Annotated in this window: 14 protein-coding genes; 6 read left to right on the top strand and 8 right to left on the bottom strand. The window is 51.4% G+C overall.

From position 1 onward, the window contains the following. Nucleotides 1-11: 11 nt before the first annotated feature. Together DESTI_RS02150 and DESTI_RS02145 are read left to right on the top strand one after the other, a co-directional pair. Nucleotides 12-3,167 (top strand): efflux RND transporter permease subunit, encoded by a 3,156-nt coding sequence (locus DESTI_RS02150; RefSeq protein WP_014808323.1) that lies wholly within the window; start codon nucleotides 12-14, stop codon nucleotides 3,165-3,167. Between the two features lie 224 nt (nucleotides 3,168-3,391). After that, on the top strand, nucleotides 3,392-3,955 hold the full coding sequence (locus DESTI_RS02145) for a YbhB/YbcL family Raf kinase inhibitor-like protein (protein WP_014808322.1): 564 nt from the start codon (nucleotides 3,392-3,394) through the stop codon (nucleotides 3,953-3,955). An 85-nt stretch (nucleotides 3,956-4,040) separates the two neighbouring features. On the opposite strand, the gene DESTI_RS02140 is transcribed toward DESTI_RS02145, so the two are convergent. Both DESTI_RS02140 and gap read right to left on the bottom strand, forming a co-directional pair. Continuing rightward, nucleotides 4,041-5,261: a glycosyltransferase gene (locus tag DESTI_RS02140; protein WP_014808321.1), complete on the bottom strand. Its 1,221-nt coding sequence runs from the start codon at nucleotides 5,259-5,261 to the stop codon at nucleotides 4,041-4,043. A 40-nt stretch (nucleotides 5,262-5,301) separates the two neighbouring features. Then, the gene (gap, locus tag DESTI_RS02135) at nucleotides 5,302-6,306 is read right to left on the bottom strand and encodes a type I glyceraldehyde-3-phosphate dehydrogenase (protein ID WP_014808320.1); all 1,005 of its coding nucleotides are present in this window, start codon (nucleotides 6,304-6,306) and stop codon (nucleotides 5,302-5,304) included. Between the two features lie 550 nt (nucleotides 6,307-6,856). Here gap and DESTI_RS02130 point away from each other — a divergent pair. Further along, on the top strand, nucleotides 6,857-7,663 hold the full coding sequence (locus tag DESTI_RS02130) for a sulfite exporter TauE/SafE family protein (RefSeq protein ID WP_041285893.1): 807 nt from the start codon (nucleotides 6,857-6,859) through the stop codon (nucleotides 7,661-7,663). Nucleotides 7,664-7,957: 294 nt separating this feature from the next. Next, a complete protein-coding gene (locus DESTI_RS02125; RefSeq protein ID WP_014808318.1) occupies nucleotides 7,958-8,365 on the top strand; it encodes a QcrA and Rieske domain-containing protein in 408 nt (135 codons plus the stop codon). Between the two features lie 38 nt (nucleotides 8,366-8,403). Here DESTI_RS02125 and DESTI_RS28295 read toward each other — a convergent pair whose 3' ends face one another. Continuing rightward, nucleotides 8,404-9,036 (bottom strand): ankyrin repeat domain-containing protein, encoded by a 633-nt coding sequence (locus DESTI_RS28295; RefSeq protein WP_014808317.1) that lies wholly within the window; start codon nucleotides 9,034-9,036, stop codon nucleotides 8,404-8,406. A 700-nt stretch (nucleotides 9,037-9,736) separates the two neighbouring features. Here DESTI_RS28295 and DESTI_RS02115 point away from each other — a divergent pair. Together DESTI_RS02115 and DESTI_RS02110 are read left to right on the top strand one after the other, a co-directional pair. Continuing rightward, nucleotides 9,737-10,480: a metallophosphoesterase family protein gene (locus DESTI_RS02115; RefSeq protein ID WP_041285892.1), complete on the top strand. Its 744-nt coding sequence runs from the start codon at nucleotides 9,737-9,739 to the stop codon at nucleotides 10,478-10,480. 13 nt (nucleotides 10,481-10,493) lie between these two features. Further along, the gene (locus DESTI_RS02110) at nucleotides 10,494-11,282 is read left to right on the top strand and encodes a nucleotidyltransferase family protein (RefSeq protein ID WP_014808315.1); all 789 of its coding nucleotides are present in this window, start codon (nucleotides 10,494-10,496) and stop codon (nucleotides 11,280-11,282) included. A gap of 88 nt (nucleotides 11,283-11,370) precedes the next feature. Here DESTI_RS02110 and DESTI_RS02105 read toward each other — a convergent pair whose 3' ends face one another. The 5 genes from DESTI_RS02105 to DESTI_RS02085 form a co-directional block, all read right to left on the bottom strand. After that, a complete protein-coding gene (locus tag DESTI_RS02105; RefSeq protein WP_014808314.1) occupies nucleotides 11,371-11,949 on the bottom strand; it encodes an amino acid synthesis family protein in 579 nt (192 codons plus the stop codon). Nucleotides 11,950-12,194: 245 nt separating this feature from the next. Further along, nucleotides 12,195-13,001: an FAD:protein FMN transferase gene (locus DESTI_RS02100; RefSeq protein ID WP_014808313.1), complete on the bottom strand. Its 807-nt coding sequence runs from the start codon at nucleotides 12,999-13,001 to the stop codon at nucleotides 12,195-12,197. Between the two features lie 51 nt (nucleotides 13,002-13,052). Next, on the bottom strand, nucleotides 13,053-14,552 hold the full coding sequence (locus DESTI_RS02095) for a 4Fe-4S dicluster domain-containing protein (RefSeq protein ID WP_014808312.1): 1,500 nt from the start codon (nucleotides 14,550-14,552) through the stop codon (nucleotides 13,053-13,055). A gap of 51 nt (nucleotides 14,553-14,603) precedes the next feature. Then, nucleotides 14,604-15,764: an amidohydrolase family protein gene (locus DESTI_RS02090; protein ID WP_014808311.1), complete on the bottom strand. Its 1,161-nt coding sequence runs from the start codon at nucleotides 15,762-15,764 to the stop codon at nucleotides 14,604-14,606. 126 nt (nucleotides 15,765-15,890) lie between these two features. Then, entirely contained in the window at nucleotides 15,891-18,155 is a 2,265-nt protein-coding gene (locus DESTI_RS02085) for a xanthine dehydrogenase family protein molybdopterin-binding subunit (protein WP_157212076.1), read from the bottom strand. Nucleotides 18,156-18,222 lie beyond the last annotated feature (67 nt).

Genomic DNA, 18,222 nt, shown 5'->3' with positions numbered 1-18,222 from the left:
GGGGGCACCTGATGTTATCCAATTTCTTTCTGGAACGTCCGGTGTTCGCGTGGGTAATAGCGATCATCATGATGCTTGCCGGTGGGCTGGCAATCTACAATTTACCCATATCGCAGTATCCCCCTATTGCTCCTCCCTCAATCGCGATTACCGGCTATTATCCCGGCGCGTCTGCAGAAACGGTTGAGGATAGCGTTACTCAAATTATAGAACAGAAGATGACCGGCTTCGACAGGATGCTGTATATGTCCGCAAGCAGCGATTCCTCGGGTGCCGCCAGAATCGAGCTTACATTCTCCCCAGGGACCGATCCGGACCTTGCGTGGGCTCAGGTGCAGAATAAACTCCAACTCGCTTTGCCGAGTTTGCCGGAGGTGGTGCAACGTCAGGGCCTCAAGGTCATGAAATCCACCAAGAATTACCTGATGCTCGTTGGATTGATCTCCGAAGACGGCAGCATGGACGAGAACGATCTCAGGGACTATGCGCAATCCAACATCGAAAAAGTGTTGGCCCGGGTTCCTGGTGTGGGAGAGGTCGAGAGCTTTGGAACACAGTATTCAATGCGGATCTGGTTGGATCCCGACAAATTGACCGACTATCAACTTACGGTCGATGACATCATCACGGAACTCAAGTCGCACAATGTGGAAGTATCCGCCGGTCAGTTCGGCGGCACACCCGCGGTGCAAGGCCAGCGGTTGAATGCCTCCATTATCGTGCAGAACCTTCTGCGCACTCCTGACGAGTTTGGGGCCATACCGCTTCGCATCAATACCGATGGTTCCATCGTCCGAATACGAAACGTAGGTCGGACAGAACTAGGGACCGAACAATACAATATCCAAGCACGATACAACGGCAAACCAACTGCCGCTCTCGCCATTCGGCAGACTGCAGGAGCCAACGCTCTGGACACAGCTGATGCTGTCAGAGCCAAGATGGATGAATTGAGCAAGTATTTTCCTGCCGCAATGAAGGTTACATACCCGTACGATACAACTCCCTTTGTAAGAGTGGCCATCGATGAAGTCGTCAAGACGCTCTTAGAGGCAATTGTACTCGTGTTTTTGGTCATGTATCTTTTCCTGGGCAACATCCGGGCCACTCTGATTCCGACCATTGCAGTGCCGGTAGTGATTTTGGGGACTTTCGCTATCCTGGGTTTGTTCGGGTTCTCCATCAACATGTTGACTATGTTCGCTATGGTCCTGGCCATCGGTCTTCTAGTAGATGATGCCATCGTTGTCGTCGAAAACGTGGAACGAATCATGACCGAGGAAGGACTCCCCCCGAAGGAAGCCACGAGCAGGTCAATGAAAGAGATCACCAGCGCGCTGATCGGAGTCGGGCTGGTGCTCTCTGCGGTGTTCGGCCCCATGGCCTTCTTTGCCGGATCCACCGGTGTCATCTATCGGCAGTTTTCTGTCACCATCATCGCTTCCATGCTTCTCTCGGTTCTTGTTGCCCTTATCCTGACACCGGTTCTCTGCGCGTCACTTCTCAGACCGGTTGAAAAAGGACATGAAGGCGCTGAGACAGGATTCTTCCTTTTTCGTCCCTTCTTGCTGTGGTTCGACCGGACATTCTTCTGGTTCAGAGACAAGTACATGACAATGGTCAGTAGCGTTCTTTCAGGGAAACGGCGCTACCTCTTTGTCTTCTTCCTGATAGTGGTTGCGTTGGGGTTCTTATTTCAGCGGATGCCTACCGCATACCTTCCTGATGAGGACCAGGGATTGATGCTTATTCAGACAATGCTTCCTGCGGGTTCGACACTGGAACAGACCCAGGAAGTCATGGATGAGATCAGGGATCATTTTCTGATCACTGAAAAAGAATCAGTGCATTCCCTTACGACCATTACCGGCACGAGCTTTTCCGGAACGGGCCAAAATTTGGGCATGGCATTTGTCATGCTTAAAGATTGGAAGCTTCGCAATCGACCGGATTTGAAGGTCACCGCCCTGGCTGCAAGAGCTATGGGAAGGTTTTCGACGATTCGAAACGCAATGGTGTTCGCTTTTCCCCCACCCGCTGTCATTGAACTGGGGAACGCCAAAGGATTTGATTTTCAATTGCAGGACCGTGGCGGGATCGATCACGCAGAACTCATGACTGTCCGCAACCAGCTCCTCGGGATGGCTGCACAAGATCCCAGGTTGACGGCTGTCCGGCCCAACGGTCTGAACGATGTGCCCCAATATCGGATAAACGTCGATTGGGAAAAGGCGGGCACCCTGGGAGTGCCCATTACGACCATACATAACACCATTTCAGCCGCATTCGGCAGCTCTTATGTAAACGACTTCATCCAGGGCGGCCGCGTCAAGAGAGTGTACGTCCAGGCTGATGCATGCTATCGCATGCTGCCAAAGGACCTGGAAAAGTTGTACGTGAGGAACACTGCCGGAAAGATGGTCCCCTTCTCTTCTTTTGCCTCCGGCAAGTGGATTTCCGGTTCCCCCAGGTTGGAACGCTATAATGCATTCCCTTCCATGAACATCTGGGGCGAAGCCGCGCCGGGGAGAAGTTCTGGTGAAGCGATGCAAGCGATGGAGGATATTGTAACGAAGTTGCCCAAGGGAGTTGGATTCGACTGGACCGGCCTCTCCTACCAGGAGCGGATGGCAAGTTCCCAGGCTTCCATGCTGTATGCGTTTTCCATTCTTGCCATTTTTCTGTTTTTGGCAGCTCTTTACGAAAGCTGGACCGTTCCTTTTTCGATTATGCTGGCATTGCCTTTGGGAGCCATCGGCGGGGTGCTGGCCTCGTCGTTTCGGGCACTGCCCAATGACGTTTATTTCCAGATAGGGCTTCTCACGACTCTGGGTTTGACCACAAAAAATGCCATCCTGATCGTACAATTCGCGAAAACGCGATTGGAAGAAGGTATGGGACTGATTGAGGCGACCCTGGAAGGTGCTAAATTGCGGCTTCGACCCATTGTCATGACCTCTTTGGCTTTCGGCTTCGGTGTTCTTCCCCTGGCTCTGGCAACCGGTGCGGGTGCTGGAGCCCAAAAAGCTATTGGGACCAGCGTCCTGGGAGGAATGATGACCGCAACATTCCTTGCGATTTTCTTCATTCCGCTTTTTTATGTCGTGATTTTCCGGATTTTCGGAAGCAAGAAGAAGGAGCAGAGACATCCGATTACGCCGGCATAGATGAATTCCCGACGTATCTACTCAGTTATTTGTGGGGAAAATCCCCCCTTACCCCCTTTATAAAAGGGGTTAAAAAGGGCACGTACAATTCCCCCCTTTAGTAAAGGGGGGTTAAGGGGGATTTATAAAGTCGGAAGGCCCGGGATCGCAGGAGAAGATCTTGTCTACCCCATGGAACTGAATGGATACCCTGAATACACTACTACAATAGGGGGGAATTTGTGATGATTCACAGGATATCTTATTTGCTCGGCGCACTGTTGATGTTGGCGTTATGCGGAGATCCAAGCCAATGTTACTCAGAAACCAAGGGAGGCCAAACTATGAACATCGAAATTAGGAGTACGGCCTTTGAAGAGGGAGCAATGATACCCAAGCTGTACACATGCGACGGTAAAGACATTTCTCCTGCACTGTCCTGGAGCGGCGTGCCTGCCGAAGCGAAAAGCATCGTGCTGATCATGGACGATCCGGACGCGCCACGGGGTACATGGGTTCATTGGCTGTTATTCGACATTCCTGCCGACACAAAAAGCCTGGCAGAAAACGTACCTCGCGTCCCGTCTCTCCCCGATGGAGCGAGACACGGGAACAATAGCTGGGGCAGCAAGAAGATCGGATACGGAGGACCATGCCCACCCAGCGGGACTCACAGGTACTTTTTCAAGATCTATGCGTTAGACACAAAGCTCGATCTGAAGCCAGGGGCAACAGTAGATCAAGTCCAGCAGGCAATGAAAGGTCACGTCATTGCTGAGGGTCAACTCATGGGGAAATACAAAAGATAGATCAAACCCTTTACAGTATTATCTTGAGAGAGAGTTATGGCGGATAGATAAGACCGGCTATAAACCCCGCCTGAGCAGGCTGAGTTTACCGATGGAGGAGGTACACTGTCTCAAAGGCATTAAAGAGATCGAGATATTGCTCCAAATAGCGGCTCAGCAAGAATTTTTCCCTGACGCTCTCGTGGGCCGCTTGCCCCATTCGCTCGCGTAATTTCGGATTCTTGATGAGCTGAACAATTCTATCGGCTGCTTCGTGGACGGAATTCACCAGAAATCCGTTTACTCCGTCTTGTATTTGATACTTGATGCCTCCAGCATTCCCACCGATCACCGGATTCCCTTTCCACATGGCCTCTGCAACTGTGAGCCCGAATCCTTCGCGTACGGATTTTTGTAAAACCACTGTCGCGCGGCGTTGTAATGCGTTCACCAGAGAGCTGTCCTGGACACTCATTATGATTATTCGATCGTCACGATTGTCGAGAAGCGAGTGATATACCTCCGGTCCCTCCGGATCGTCTGTTGCCACGTTGCCCAGAAGCACGAGGGTTGCGTCCACTTCTTTTCTGGCAATTTTGAATGCTTCTATGACTCCTTTGGGGTCTTTCCATCGATCGAACCTGGATATCTGTACCACCAAGGGCAGATCCGTCGGGATATTATGACGCTTTAGCCTGGCTTCGACTTCTTCATCGGAAAAATTCCGATTCGTAATAGAAAACGGATTGATTGCAGGCATCATAAACACTTGCGGTGTCTTGAGATTTTGCTTGTAATCCTTAGTGCTGAGAATTACTGCATCGTATTTTTCTACTGTGGGTCGAAAATAATCCCAAAGCTCTTGGTTCGGGTGTGACATGTCAACATGACATCGCCAGATCCACGGGCCGTGTTTTTGATACTCGTTGATCATGAACAGAGGCTGAGGATCGTGAACGATCACCATATCGTGGTCCAGATGATTCCGAATAGCATTTTGTTTTATGACAAATTCAAGGAGATCCTTTTTCCTTTTTGATAGGTTGATCGGATCGCCTTGAAGGGCATTGTGTATTTTTTTGGTAAGCGTGAAGAAATCCGGCGACCCCTGAATTATCCTCCAGCCGGTCTTTATCCCTACACTGTTCATTAACAGAGTCAAAGAGCTCAGCAGTTCGGCCACTCCTCCGCCGTAGTAGGTGGAATTTATATGAGCCACATGCTTATGCTGCAGTTTCCAAGCTTTCTCGAAAATACGATCTACCGTTTTCGAGCCTATATACTGCTCGTAATCCTCCAGGCGGACGATCTTCTCTGTTACATCCACATTTTTGGTCCTTTCACTTCGTTCCGATTATCGCTCATGATTATTGTGGCTGACCGGCTATCCGCGCTGCTTCTCGCACCATTTGATTTGCATAACCCCATTCGTTGTCGTACCAGCTCATAATGTTCACCAGATCTCCGTCAACTACGCGAGTCATGGAAAGATCGATAACGGATGCACGCGGATCCTGTATGATATCCGAAGAGACTATAGGATCTTCAGTTACGCCGACAACATTTTTGTATCTGGGAGTCTGAACCTCTTCTTTGAAGATACTTATGATTTCGTCTACGGAGGTCGGCCGTTCCGTGAGGACAACGATATCTGCTATGGAGCCCGCAGGAACCGGCCCGCGAATCGCTACGCCATCGAATTTCTCGGAAAGTTGTGTCAAAACCTTTGTGGTTGCTTCCGCCGCTCCCGTCGATGTGGGCACCAGATTCACGGCTGCCGCGCGGCCGCGCCTCGGTTTTTTGTGGGGTCCGTCGACGAGAGCTTGAGATCCGGTGTACGCGTGCACTGTGCTCATCATCGCTTTTTTGATTCCGATTCTCCTGCCGATAATTTCCATAATCGGTGTAATGCAGTTTGTCGTGCAGCTTGCAGTGGAAATCAGAGTCACGTTTGCGGGATCGGGTGCATTCACCCCGTACACAACTGTTGTAATGTCATCGCTTTTTGAGGGAGCCGAAAGTATGACTCGTTTGGCACCGGCTCTAATATGCTTTTCCATGTCGTCGCGCTTCGTGAACAAACCCGTGCACTCAAGAACGATATCTACATTGAGTTTTCCCCAGGGCAATTTTTCGGGATTCCTCTCATTAAACACTTTGAAGGTCTTTTCACCGACAACTAGGCCCTCCTGCCGGCTTTTGACTTGTTTGGAAAACTTGCGATACACCGAATCATAAACCAATAGATATGCGAGATCGTCCGCGGGGATCAGGTCGTTCACCGCCACGAGTTCCAGTTGTGGCTCATCCATGATAATTTTAAATGAAGCCCGGCCTATTCTACCCATTCCATTAATTGCGATGCGTGCCATAATTAGTTCCTTTCAAAAGGTTTATTATTCATATGTCGCAAGTTTCTTGCCTGCAGCTTGTCGAGAAACGTCCCTGCTAATTTCTCAAGACACTGTACATTTGAACAGTGAGACATTTATTTCGATTCATTGATTTTTGGTCAGCATTCTTCTTCTCGCAGAGCTAGCTCCACGTCCGAATTCGTTGTATTCTTGATCGTGTAGTCTTGCCCTTTGTGGCAGATTTATATCAATGTGCTTTCATAGAGGGAATATCGCGGCACCTGTTATTTGCCGGGACCGGATTTGCTCACGCCGGTGGCGGGATTACTTATTTGAACGCACATTGGTACTATGATCGATTCGCGCTTAGAGAAGCAAAACCGGAAAAATCTTCTCCTGTAGGAGATATTTTCCCGAGTTTTTGCGCCCGAAAGCTTTCTGAGGACTTTTGTATTCGTCTAACCGGTCTTTTCGACAAAACCCGGAATGGAACGAGTGTTAAAGTCTCTTGAAAGTGAGGAACCTGAAAGCGTACGATCGTTAAATACAAGACTGGTGATCGGCATTCATGGATTCATTTGGTTTCTATTCCGCGATATTGTGCGTTACTGGAGTAACAGTTGGCTTTTTATCAGGACTTCTCGGAGTTGGCGGTGCGTTTCTCATGGTACCGGTTCAATTCTGGGTTTTGACTTCGATGGGATTTGCACCGGAAGTCGCCATCAGGACAAGTTTCGGCACGGGCCTTCTCGTGCTCGTTCCCACGGCACTTTCCGGTGCATATGCTCATCACCGCCTGGGAGAAGTTGTCTGGAAAGCTGCTGTGATTCTCGGGATTATCGGAGGAGCCGGGGCATTCATCGGGGCATTTACCGCGTCACAACTTTCGGCAAAACATTTGACGGTATGCTTCGGAATAGTAGTGATTCTGCTGGGAATCCGCATGAGCACGGCTGAACTCGTGGAAACCGGAAAGCAGCGGGTCGAGAGTGTTGGGCTTTACGTCTTGTGGGGACTACCGTTCGGATTCCTGGCAGGATTGATCGGCGTGGGTGGAGGCGGAATCATGACGGTTGTCATGGTCCTGTTCCTCGGCTTTACCGTACATGAAGCGGTGGGTACTTCCTCTGCAATGATGATATTCACGGCTATCGGCGGTGCATTATCATACCTGATCAACGGGCTCGGAGTGGTGGACTTGCCTCCGTACTCCACGGGGTACTTGAATTGGCTTCAGTGCTTGTTGCTGGCTTCCGGGGTCCCTATGGCAGTGGTCGGCGCCAGAGTAGCGCATGCACTTCCCGCCCGAAAGCTGCGATTTCTTCTGATTCTCGTAATGTTCTACGTGGGAATCAAGATGCTCCTGATACTCTGAACCTCCACCAGGCAGCTCTTCCTTCATGGGGGTTGCCACAGAGAACCACTTCAGGGCTTTGGAAGCAGATGGCATGCACCGGTTTTACTTCTCCAGCCGCCTCGTGTAACCTGAGGGGAGAAGTGTTCATACCATTTTGCAACTATGCATATAAGATGGTGAGGTTGAGGTATTCTGAGCGGAGTGATTAGACGGCTTTGTGTCGTCCGGAGCGAAGGATACCTCCAGCCTCCCAGATTATGAAAAGGGAAGCGAATCGGTATCAATCGTTGTTCTCACGAGTAAGGAGATGCTATGTCCAGGATTCTCGATCTTCTCAAGGCGTTCGCAGGTATTTGTAAAACTCAACCTCTGGATCAAAGTTTCTGGAAAGTCCGAGGTTCGGAGATCACCATTGACCTGGAAGACATTCCGGAGCTCCAGAAGAAAGATGGAGCGGTCTACCTGAAAGGCCAAACCTTGAGTGTACCTGTTCTCGTGGTCAGAAGACCGGATAATAGTTATTTGTGCGTTGAAAACCGTTGCACGCACATGGGCCGCAAACTTGACCCTGAGCCCGGCGGAAAAACGTTGCGCTGCTGCAGCGTCAGTCACTCGATATTTGACGATCGAGGAAATAAGCTTACAGGACCTGCAAAAGGTCCGGTGAAAGTCTATCCTTCCCGGGAAATCGATGGGAAACTTGTGATCGATCTGACCTGAACCTTGCGCGTGCAGATTCTGGTGAATGGTTGGGGATTTTATCTGAAATCGAGATGTCCCGGTTCTTCGTAAACCTCCAGCAGTTTCACGATGGTAGGATAGCCCCAGTCCAAGGCTATGTGGATTGCTTTCTTTGAGTATTTATCTGTAACGTGCACATCGCAGCCGCTTTTCAGGAGCAATTTCACGATCTCCGGGTGGCAGTTCCTGCATGCGTGCATGAGAGGAGTGTTACCCTGCTCGTCTCGTTGATTGACGTTGACTCTTTCGGCGAGAAGCTGCTTAACTGTTTCTACATCACCGATTTTGCATGCGTGAATCAGATCCGGAGCGAGTGATTCGGTCTGGTACCTATTCTCTGCCACCTCTAGTTTCCGGTTTCCCAATTCCGGCATGATCACAGTACCCTGATATTGGGCAATGACTTCTCTCAGAGAGCTTTCCGACAACTCATAAGGAGAGTCCTTCTCCAGGAAGCGTATTCCATGATCACCGGGAAACGGCAGGACATGATCAAAGGTATTCTCCCGAATTTCTTCAGGAATTCCCGAGCCAGAGAGGAAAGCAAGGCAGTAGGGCCATTTCACAAGGTGCTTGCAACGAAAGCACTGAATGCTCTCCGGGGAATCCAGGATGGCAGCGAATTTCTCGTCAAGTATGCTCATAGCCATCGAAAACATCTACCTTGATTTAGATACCGTCATGCATGGACGGATCGGAAATCCTTTTGAGTTTCCAATATTTTTCTACAGCGATTGCCGGTTGAAGGAAACATCCGACAACTGCAATTAAGTCGCTTTCCAAGCGGCTCAATTATAGCAGAAATTGTCCGTAGCGGCGATGAAAAATAGGCTTATGCGGGTAACCATTTAGTTACGCATGAGAGAAGTTTCTTCAGCCCCGAAGCGATCTTCCCAAAAGTAGCCGTGGGTGCAAGAGACTGTCTCAGAAATCGAAATTTACCCCAGATCGTGGCACGAATCTCTCATGATCTTCACGTCCTGATTGTAGAGGCGCCCCTCGTAGGTGCCCGGTAGTGACCGGCCTCCGTGCCGGTCATTGCAGGAGGGCAGGCACGAGACCTGCCCCTACAAGGATGGGGTATCGTGGCACGACTTATTGTGCATTCGAGACTTCTGAGACAGTCTCTGACACCCGTGGCTACTCTCGGGCCGCCCTTCCAGAGTGTGCCTGCTCTTTACTGAATGGTTGCCTTATCCGGATATTTGGCCACCTGAAAACCAATCCACCGCAAACGCGATTTCTCGTACGTCAGGCGTTCCTGTGTGGGTCCTCCCAACTTTTCCCGCCCCCGGTTGTCATGAGAATAATGGTACTTTTACACGGATAGCGATTTTCTGGTGCATTGATATGAACGAGTTAAAAAGAGAAATAGTTTTGGCGGGAATGGCAGATTTGCATTTCAAAAGGAATTCCCAAGGATCGTTAAAACAGGTCTTCCTGGAAATCTCCCGCGAAGCGGATGTGCTGTTGCTCTGTGGAGATATCACGGAGGCCGGATATATCGAGGAAGCTCGGGCTCTTGTAGATGAGCTGAAAGCACTGAGCAATTTTCCGGTTATAGCCGTTCTCGGAAATCACGATTTTGAACAGGGTAAAGAAACCGAAATTCGTAAGCTTTTCCGTAGGTCGGGAATGATGGTTCTGGATGGAGAAACCTGCGAATTCTATGGGGTGGGTTTTGCTGGAGTAAAAGGTTTCGGCGGAGGATTCGGAAACCGTGCTTTGCAGCCCTGGGGTGAACAGATTATCAAGCAGTTCGTAAACGCTGCGATAAAGGAAGCGACATCGCTCGAATCGGCTCTCGCCAAATTGCGGACCAAGAGGAAAATCGTGTTGCTGCACTATTCGCCGATACGGGAGACAGTGCGGGGTGAGGACCAGGAGATCTTCCCATACCTGGGCTCCAGCAGGCTCGAAGATCCGCTGAATCGATATTCGATTACTGCGGTATTTCACGGTCATTCTCATCACGGAACTCACGAAGGAAAAACCGCGAACGGCACTCCGGTATACAACGTGGCGTTAGGGGTGCTCGCGCGAAATTTTCCGGAAAATCCGTTCTATCGACTTGTAAGGATATCTTTGGAGTAAAGGGGCAAAAAGGATGAATAACGAAAGTGCTGATTATATGCACATTGAAGAAACAATGCCCCAGATCTGTGCTTCCGATGACGACACTGTCGCCGCGGAAACAATCGAGTTTTACCGGCAGGCAATTCACACTGCCAAACAATCGGAGGTCCAGTTCCTGATAGGAGGAGCTTATGCTTTCAGATGTTATACCGGTATAGTCCGCAATACGAAAGATCTGGATTTCTTCATTCGAAACACGGATTTGGACCGTTTTTTACAGCAGTTCCTTGCCAATGGCTTTTTGGTAGAAATTGCGGAACCCCAATGGCTGGCCAAAGCAAGAAAAGGCGATCTCTTCGTCGATGTCATATACGGTTCCATGAGTGAGGTTACAAAGGTGGACGACCGATGGTTCGAGCGATCGAACAGGCGCACGATACTCGGCCACGTGGTAGATATATGTCCTGTAGAAGAAATGATATGGTCCAAAGCATTTGTTCTGGAAAGAGATCGATTTGACGGAGCCGACATATCGCATCTCTTGCTGAAATGCTCGGACGAGATCGACTGGGATTATCTTATCGAACGTTTCGGACCTAACTGGCAGATGCTTCTTATGCACCTGGTTCTCTTCAGGTTTGTGTACCCTTCAAAAATCAGCCTTGTCCCCGATCGGGTAATTCGAACACTCATGGACAGGTTTGCATCCGAATCGGCTCTCAACCATGACAGCGGCTTATGCAGGGGAACTCTTGTGGCTCCATCGCAATATAGGATAGATGTTCAGCAGTGGGGATTCAAGGATGCCCGGTTCGAGTAGACCATAGTTTCGTGTTCGAAAGACGTGTGAGCCAGCGTACGAAGTACGAGGCTCACAGGTGATTGCGGGTTCAAAACAAAACGTTCGATTATCTCAAACCGTCTTCTTTCTTCGCATCCTCTTTCTTCAATCCACCTACTCTCGGCAGCGGACGACCCGATGCAGTAACCACAATGGCTACTACGATTTCATCACCCCTTGGTGCATCCTGAACTCTCACGGCCATGGCGTCGAAATGGGATCGTACAAAAGCTGCATCTTTATAATGCAAGGGCACATCTATTTCCGTCCCTGAACAACCCATTTTCTTGGATGAAGGAATCAGCGCCTTTCCTCCACCCACAGCATCGCGGAAAGGTCCGCCAAGCTTAGGATGAAGAATTGCGGCTGCATGCTCGAGCTCGCCACGGTTCCCGACAATGGCTGCCTTCCCATAGCTCTCGACCTGATCGGGAGCTATCCCAAGCGCTTCCACAGCCATCTTTGCCAACATTCCCCCGAGCTCTTCACCTACAGCGATCAATTCATCAATATTTTCTTCATATCGGCCCGCAAAGGGATTCTTAATAACGGCCACAGCAGCGGCTCGCCTGGCAGCGGGTTGGACAGGTTTGCCCGCTTCCATCCGGGTCTCTTCTACAATCTTGACGATCTTCCGTATCTCCATTCCATAACTCCTTTCAGTGTCTTCTAAACCATGTCGCATTGAAGAAGGTGAAATTCGGGGGCCTTCTTTGTAAAGAATGTCTCCCCAAACCCCCTCCAAGAAACTTTTATCATCCGCCGGAAACACAATTTCCTGTAAGGAAATTTGGTTCCGGCGAGTGTAAAAAGTTCTTGAGGTGGGGTTCGGGGAGGAACTTCTTACAAGAAGTTCCTCCCCGATTTCACTTCTTAAACTGCGAAATGGTATCACAATACGTGAATCAGTGGGGAAAAGGTTGTGGTGCAAGCCATTTTACCCTGTACGGCCACGCATGCTCCATGAATAGTTCGTTTCTTCACCAGTTGTTCGGCGCAGTTGATACCCTGGATGAGGGCTCGATCGATATCGGATGCAGATAAAGTTCCGACTGAGACGGTGACTTCGATTCCTTTCAGGTCTGTATCCGGGTCGAGCTTTTCAGCGAGGACTCGTTTCACCGAAGGATGGGGAATATAGGTCGCGTTGGCTACTGCGGTAGCAGCCGCATCAGCTACCGACGCTCTGGCAGCGAAGACGGTTGCTGCAGAGGCAATCCCGCGGCTCAAGCTTCTCCCACCGAGCCCGCTTGTGCAGATTCCTCCGACATGGAGAGAAGAATCAACGCGGATCGTATGACTGATCTCATGAGAAGAAATATCCGGTCGAATGCCTATTCGGAGCGACTCGGGATCTTTCAATCTCACGGCAATATCTCCACCGTTGTTCACCACAACCCTGGTCAGACCTCTTTTTTCCAGAACATCCGCGGTGGCATCCGCTATAGTCCCAGCCACTGCAGCCATAGGGGTAAGGTCGTCATGACCCACAAGGGATACTGCCCGCCACATTTCATGCGCCAGACTTCCGGAGGACGGTTCCGGAATTTGTCCAAACGGTTTTTTCAAAGTCTCCCACTCTCGGGCGATTTCTTCGAGAAAACCGACCGCGGATTCAGCGGCTTGCATGCAGATGTCAGATTGCGGCAGTCCGGATTTCAGTCCTTCGATGAACATGCGCAGAGGGCCGCATTCCACCAGGACCTTGCCGTCGTCGAGTGCAACAATGGTGCATTCCCAGGCTACGTTTTACTCCTTTGCAGCAAACGGCTTCATTGCTTCCACATGACCGCCCATGTCACGGAAATCGTCCAGCGTCATGGTGTATTCGACCGGACAGACAGTAGCGGGAGTGGGTACCCAGGTGAATGCTCCGGGCATGACCTTTTCCACATCCACCATGAAGTTTATTCCTCCTCCGGGAAGCACGAACGCGGGAGCGCCTCCGATTGTAAGACGCGCCTTCATTCCGTGCACCGCCTGAGTCAGTTTTATGGGATATCGAGTGATTCCCGCACGGGCACTTCCGCCGGAACCACCGCAATAGACTGCTGACACCCTGGATTCCTGGCATGTCGCAGCGAGTTCCGCAATAGCCGATGCAGCCTGCGGAGGCATGGACAGCTCGGACAATTTTCCATTGGAATTGACTTCGAAATACGCAGCATTCCGGCCGGTTGTCTCGGTTATGAGAATCTTCATTCCCGGCTTGGCGACGCTCATATCGATAGATTCCACAATGGCAGCAGGATCGGTAATTGACGTGCCACCCCATCCAGGACCGTGGTCTCCGAAGTATCTGCCTGGAGTGCTGCGTTTGAACCGTAGGCGAACTCCGCTGGGCTTCGCCCCGACGAACACTCCAGCAGCGTGTTCGCTCATGAGACCCGTAAGGTGGGAATCCAGTACGATCACTTCGTCAGCCACTTCTCTGAATATATTAGCGAACAGTCCCAGAGTGGCGCTTCCGCAACCGACTCTCATGAAGTCATCCTGCTTGCCGTCAATGAGCGGACGGTTGCCTACCTGCAGTTCAAGGCTGCTGCCGTCCTCGATACGGAGCTTTACTTTCCTGCGATTCGCTATGTCCGACACCAGTCGTGCGACCGTCAATCCATCCGGTCCGGTAAGAAGGTTCACTCCTCCTATAGAAAGAATTTTCGAACCATACTCTTCAGTAGTGAGATGCCCCACCTTCTTCCTGCGGTGGATTATCGGCGCACCTTCCGTGCCTATAGTGGTATCCGTGTCGATTTTGACTTTTATCCCGGAATAGCTGAGTGGCGCTTCAGTTACTACCGTTACGACGTCCACACCTTCAACCTTGGATTGAACAATATGCGGCGCAGGCTTGCAGTCCGGGTACGTGGTTCCGGCACCGATTGCCGTGATGAGAGGGGTCCGAATAACGGGATTCCAGTCCGGGCCGACAAGGTGACGGACATCTTCATAGGTTTGTAGCGAAATCGTGCGTTCCAGAGTGCCATTGCGGTTTAGGAATCGCTGGCATGCCCCGTAAAAGCCTTCCTTGACCTGACACCGGATAGGACAGGACTCACACCGAACCGCACCGGCTACAGGAGCATCCTCAGGAAAAAGCGCACCGTCCGGGCACACCTTGAGGCATGCGCCGCATTCCGAGCAGGAATCGCCGATTACCGCTTTCTTCTTGGACAGACGAATGGCGTTTTGCGGGCAATCTGCCACGCATGCGCCGCATCCTTTGCATTTTTCGATATTTACACGCATGTGACCCGTATATTCTTCTCGATTCGCTAAGACGCCGATACCGAAACGAGATTACAGCAGTTTTGCTTTGCGTACTGCAGGCGGAGTATTCCTGCTCACGCTGACCTGTATTTTACCGTCTATCATCACCATGGAAACGCCGGGAACGTCTCCGGCTCTAATCGCGTCCAGAGCATTCTTTCCGACTGAACCCATGGGAGCGTCAATGGACACGAGATCTGCAGCCAGACCTTCCCGGACAAAGCCCCTATCCAGTTTGAAGACTTTGGCTGTATTGCCGGTTGCCATGCACAGAGCCTGCTCGGGTTGCACATCGGTAAGAGATGCGGCCATGCAGACCACTCTCAGTATGCCCAGAGGCACGACCCCGGTACCCGATGGTGCATCGTTGCCGATGATAAATCGATCGAGGCATCCCTGCTGCATTCCCAGATTGAGCGCGTCCACTGTGGCTTTTGGGTTTCCGCAGTGCACGATTTCGAGAGTATACGCAGTATTTTTTACCAGCTTTTCAATTTCAGCTACTGATACCGATGTGGGACCGCCGTTCACATGGCAGGCGACATGCGGATCTGCGGCTATGACCTGGTCGGCCGTCACTGTGTCGCTTCCCGGAATTGACGTCCCGCCTGTGTGCATGAGCACAGTCATTCCATATTTCTTAGCCCACTGAACCATGGGAGCTGCGTCTTCCGGAGACTTCACTGAACCCAGTCCTATTTCCCCTACAATCTTGACGCCTTCTTTGGACATTTCTTCGAAGTCCTTCTCAGTGAGTCCTTTTTCCAGGATAACTGCGCCGCCGACTACCTTTGCTCCGCCGGGCCTGAACGACGCAAACGATTTGGCAGCAAGAATCGCAAGAGCTTTGGTCCCGGCCGGATCTTTCGGTCTTCCGGGAAGATGCACTTCTCCGGCGGATATCACGGTCGTTACGCCTCCATGCACTTCACTATCTATGAAACCAATTTGATTCTTACGAGGAGTAAAGTCTCCCAAAACTACATGGCAATGGGAGTCGATAAGCCCTGGGATTATAGTACTGCCGAGAGCGTCAACCACCTGATTTGCTCCGAAGGATTCAAGTTCCGCGGTGTTCCCGATTTTCTGAATTTTACCGTCAGAGATAAGAATGGCATCAGCCTGGAGAATCGGATTCTGTATGTCGCCACTAATCAGTGTTCCAATATTCTTAATCAACGTTGTGGACATTGCGAGCGCCCCCTGTCTTCTTGTATCGTGATATAACCGGGAACGGGGAGATTCCGCTCTCGGATCGACACGACGGGAAATCTCGTCTGCCTCCGGATTTCCCCATCGTGGATTGGACGATTCATCTCAGGTTTGTGCCACAAGGCAAGCTTTCATCACTCGTTCCAGGTTCGCGGGCAGACTGTAGATTCTTACCCCAAGCGCATCCTTGATGGCGTTCAGTATTGCGGGTGCAGTGGGAATAAGAGCGGGTTCCCCGACCCCTTTGGCCCCGAACGGGCCTGTGGGTTCCGGATCTTCGATGATTATCGACATGATTTGCGGCACGTCTGCGGCACAAGGAATGTGGTAATCTTTCATGGACTCTGTCCGTCCCGGGAAGAACTCCTCCATGAGAGCAAATCCGATGCCCATCACCACGCCGCTATAGATCTGACCGTGGACATTCCGAGGGTTGATTGCCTTTCCGACATCGTGCGCGGCAACAACCTTGAGCACCCGCACTTCCCCCGTGAGCGTATCTACCTCGACTTCAACCAGGTGAGTGGCGAACGCATAGGTGGAGTACGGACGTCCATGACCGGTTTCCGGATCGAGGGGAGTAGTGTCAGGATCGAAATAGCCCTGCCAATTGAGCGGCAACCCCGCTTTGTGAGCTCGTTCGGCGATGCGTTTGAAAGAAACGCCGTCAACGACGTTGGTCTTTGAATGAACCCACCCGTTTTCCAGGACCAGTTGGGCCTTGTCTGTCTTCAGAATCGTTGCAGCCTGGGTCAGAATCACATCTTTCAGTTTCTTGGCTGCGTCCAATACCGCATTTCCCGAAATATACGTCTGGCGACTCGCAGAGGTTGCGCCTGCCGACGTGGTAAGCATCGTATCTGCCACAATGAGGCTTATGTCATCAGGATCGATGTTCAGCTCCTCAGCGGCTATCTGCAGCAGGACCGTGGAAGAGCCTTGCCCTATATCGGCAGCACCGGTGAACAATGAAACATTTCCATTGAGATCGAGCTTCATCTGAGCGCTCGAGGGATTCCGCATTCCTGTATTGCCGATTCCGTACATCATGGCGCCGATGCCTACGCCCCGGCGTACATAAGGTTTATGCTTTACTTCTTCCTTTGCAGCAATCGCTTCATGATAATGAGGACCGATAGCCTCGAGGGCTGCGCCGATTCCCACACTGGCCTGCAATTCTTGACCTGTAGCTGTCGTGGATCCTATTCGATAACAATTTCGGAGCCTGATCTCGAAGGGACTCAGACCCAAGCGCTCGGCCAACATGTCCATCTGGGATTCATGAGCCAGGGCTACCTGGGGTACGCCGAATCCTCTCATCGCCCCAGCCATGGGATTGTTGGTGTACGAGAATCGAGACTCAATTCGGACATTCGGCACTTCGTACGGTCCCGTCGCGTGCACAGCGGCCCTGCTCACAACGGCCAGTCCATAGGAAGCATATGCCCCGGTGTCTCCGATGATGGACACATCCACTGCAAGCAGTCTGCCGTCCCGCGTTGCTCCGGATTTAAACCAGATCTTCAATGGATGGCGTTTCGCAGTTGCCAGAAAAGCTTCTTCCCGCGTGTATACCATGCGAGCGGGTCGTTGAAGGAGGAATGCCGCGAGCCCCACAAATCCCTGGACATTCATATCCAGCTTGGAACCGAATCCCCCTCCCGTGGCAGACTGGATGATTCGAACCTTGTCCTCCTCTATCCCGAGAAGATCTGCAACGTCCTTCTGATCGTAATGAGGATTCTGGGTGGAAGCGTGGATCACCAGCACGCCGTCTTCGTCCACGTATGCGATTCCCGAATCCGGCTCCAGGTAGGTGTGCTCTACGAATCCGGTGGTATAGACCTGTTCCACAACTACTTCGCAGTGCTTGAATGCTTCGTCGGGATTTCCACGGAGCACGAATCGCGATCCCAGCAGATTACCGTCTTCGTGGATCTCCGGAGCCCCGGGTCTCAGGGCTTCTTCAGGATCGAAAACGGACGGGAGATCCTTATATTCCACTCGGATCTCCGCCAAAGCCCGTTCGGCAGCGTCAGGCGTCTCCGCTGCTATCAGAGCCACAGGATCGCCTACGCATCGCACCTTATCGTCGGCAAGCAGACGCTGGTCCTTGTTAATTATTCCCAGACGATTTCGTCCCGGAATATCACGAGCGGTGAATACTCGCACGCAACCGGGCACCTTTTCTGCGCGACTTGTGTCGATCTCGAGAATCTGAGCATGATGTCGATTGCTCCTCAGCACGAGGAGTGTCAGCGCCGAGGGCATTTCCAGATCCGCGGAAAAGGCGGCAGTTCCTAATGCCCGCTCCGCAGAGCCGGTCCGAGGAATGTTTGTTCCTATGTGACGGAAGGAAGGTTCTAGCATGATACTTATTGTAGACCTCGAGATTACTGCGGACAGCGACTGAGCAGGGGCTTCAGTCACGTCCATA

Source organism: Desulfomonile tiedjei DSM 6799 (assembly GCF_000266945.1).
GTDB classification, from domain to species: domain Bacteria; phylum Desulfobacterota; class Desulfomonilia; order Desulfomonilales; family Desulfomonilaceae; genus Desulfomonile; species Desulfomonile tiedjei.
Note: the sequence above shows the minus strand (reverse complement) of the source record. Positions and strands in the feature narration are given on the sequence as shown.

What these genes read in the sequence shown, in the direction of transcription:
- DESTI_RS02150 (WP_014808323.1), top strand. Translation starts at nt 12, where the DNA reads ATGTTATCCAATTTCTTTCTGGAACGTCCGGTGTTCGCGTGGGTAATA.
- DESTI_RS02145 (WP_014808322.1), top strand. Translation starts at nt 3,392, where the DNA reads ATGATTCACAGGATATCTTATTTGCTCGGCGCACTGTTGATGTTGGCG.
- gap (WP_014808320.1), bottom strand. Translation starts at nt 6,306, where the DNA reads ATGGCACGCATCGCAATTAATGGAATGGGTAGAATAGGCCGGGCTTCA.
- DESTI_RS02130 (WP_041285893.1), top strand. Translation starts at nt 6,857, where the DNA reads ATGGATTCATTTGGTTTCTATTCCGCGATATTGTGCGTTACTGGAGTA.
- DESTI_RS02125 (WP_014808318.1), top strand. Translation starts at nt 7,958, where the DNA reads ATGTCCAGGATTCTCGATCTTCTCAAGGCGTTCGCAGGTATTTGTAAA.
- DESTI_RS28295 (WP_014808317.1), bottom strand. Translation starts at nt 9,036, where the DNA reads ATGGCTATGAGCATACTTGACGAGAAATTCGCTGCCATCCTGGATTCC.
- DESTI_RS02115 (WP_041285892.1), top strand. Translation starts at nt 9,737, where the DNA reads ATGAACGAGTTAAAAAGAGAAATAGTTTTGGCGGGAATGGCAGATTTG.
- DESTI_RS02110 (WP_014808315.1), top strand. Translation starts at nt 10,494, where the DNA reads ATGAATAACGAAAGTGCTGATTATATGCACATTGAAGAAACAATGCCC.
- DESTI_RS02105 (WP_014808314.1), bottom strand. Translation starts at nt 11,949, where the DNA reads ATGGAGATACGGAAGATCGTCAAGATTGTAGAAGAGACCCGGATGGAA.
- DESTI_RS02095 (WP_014808312.1), bottom strand. Translation starts at nt 14,552, where the DNA reads ATGCGTGTAAATATCGAAAAATGCAAAGGATGCGGCGCATGCGTGGCA.
- DESTI_RS02090 (WP_014808311.1), bottom strand. Translation starts at nt 15,764, where the DNA reads ATGTCCACAACGTTGATTAAGAATATTGGAACACTGATTAGTGGCGAC.
- DESTI_RS02085 (WP_157212076.1), bottom strand. Translation starts at nt 18,155, where the DNA reads ATGCTAGAACCTTCCTTCCGTCACATAGGAACAAACATTCCTCGGACC.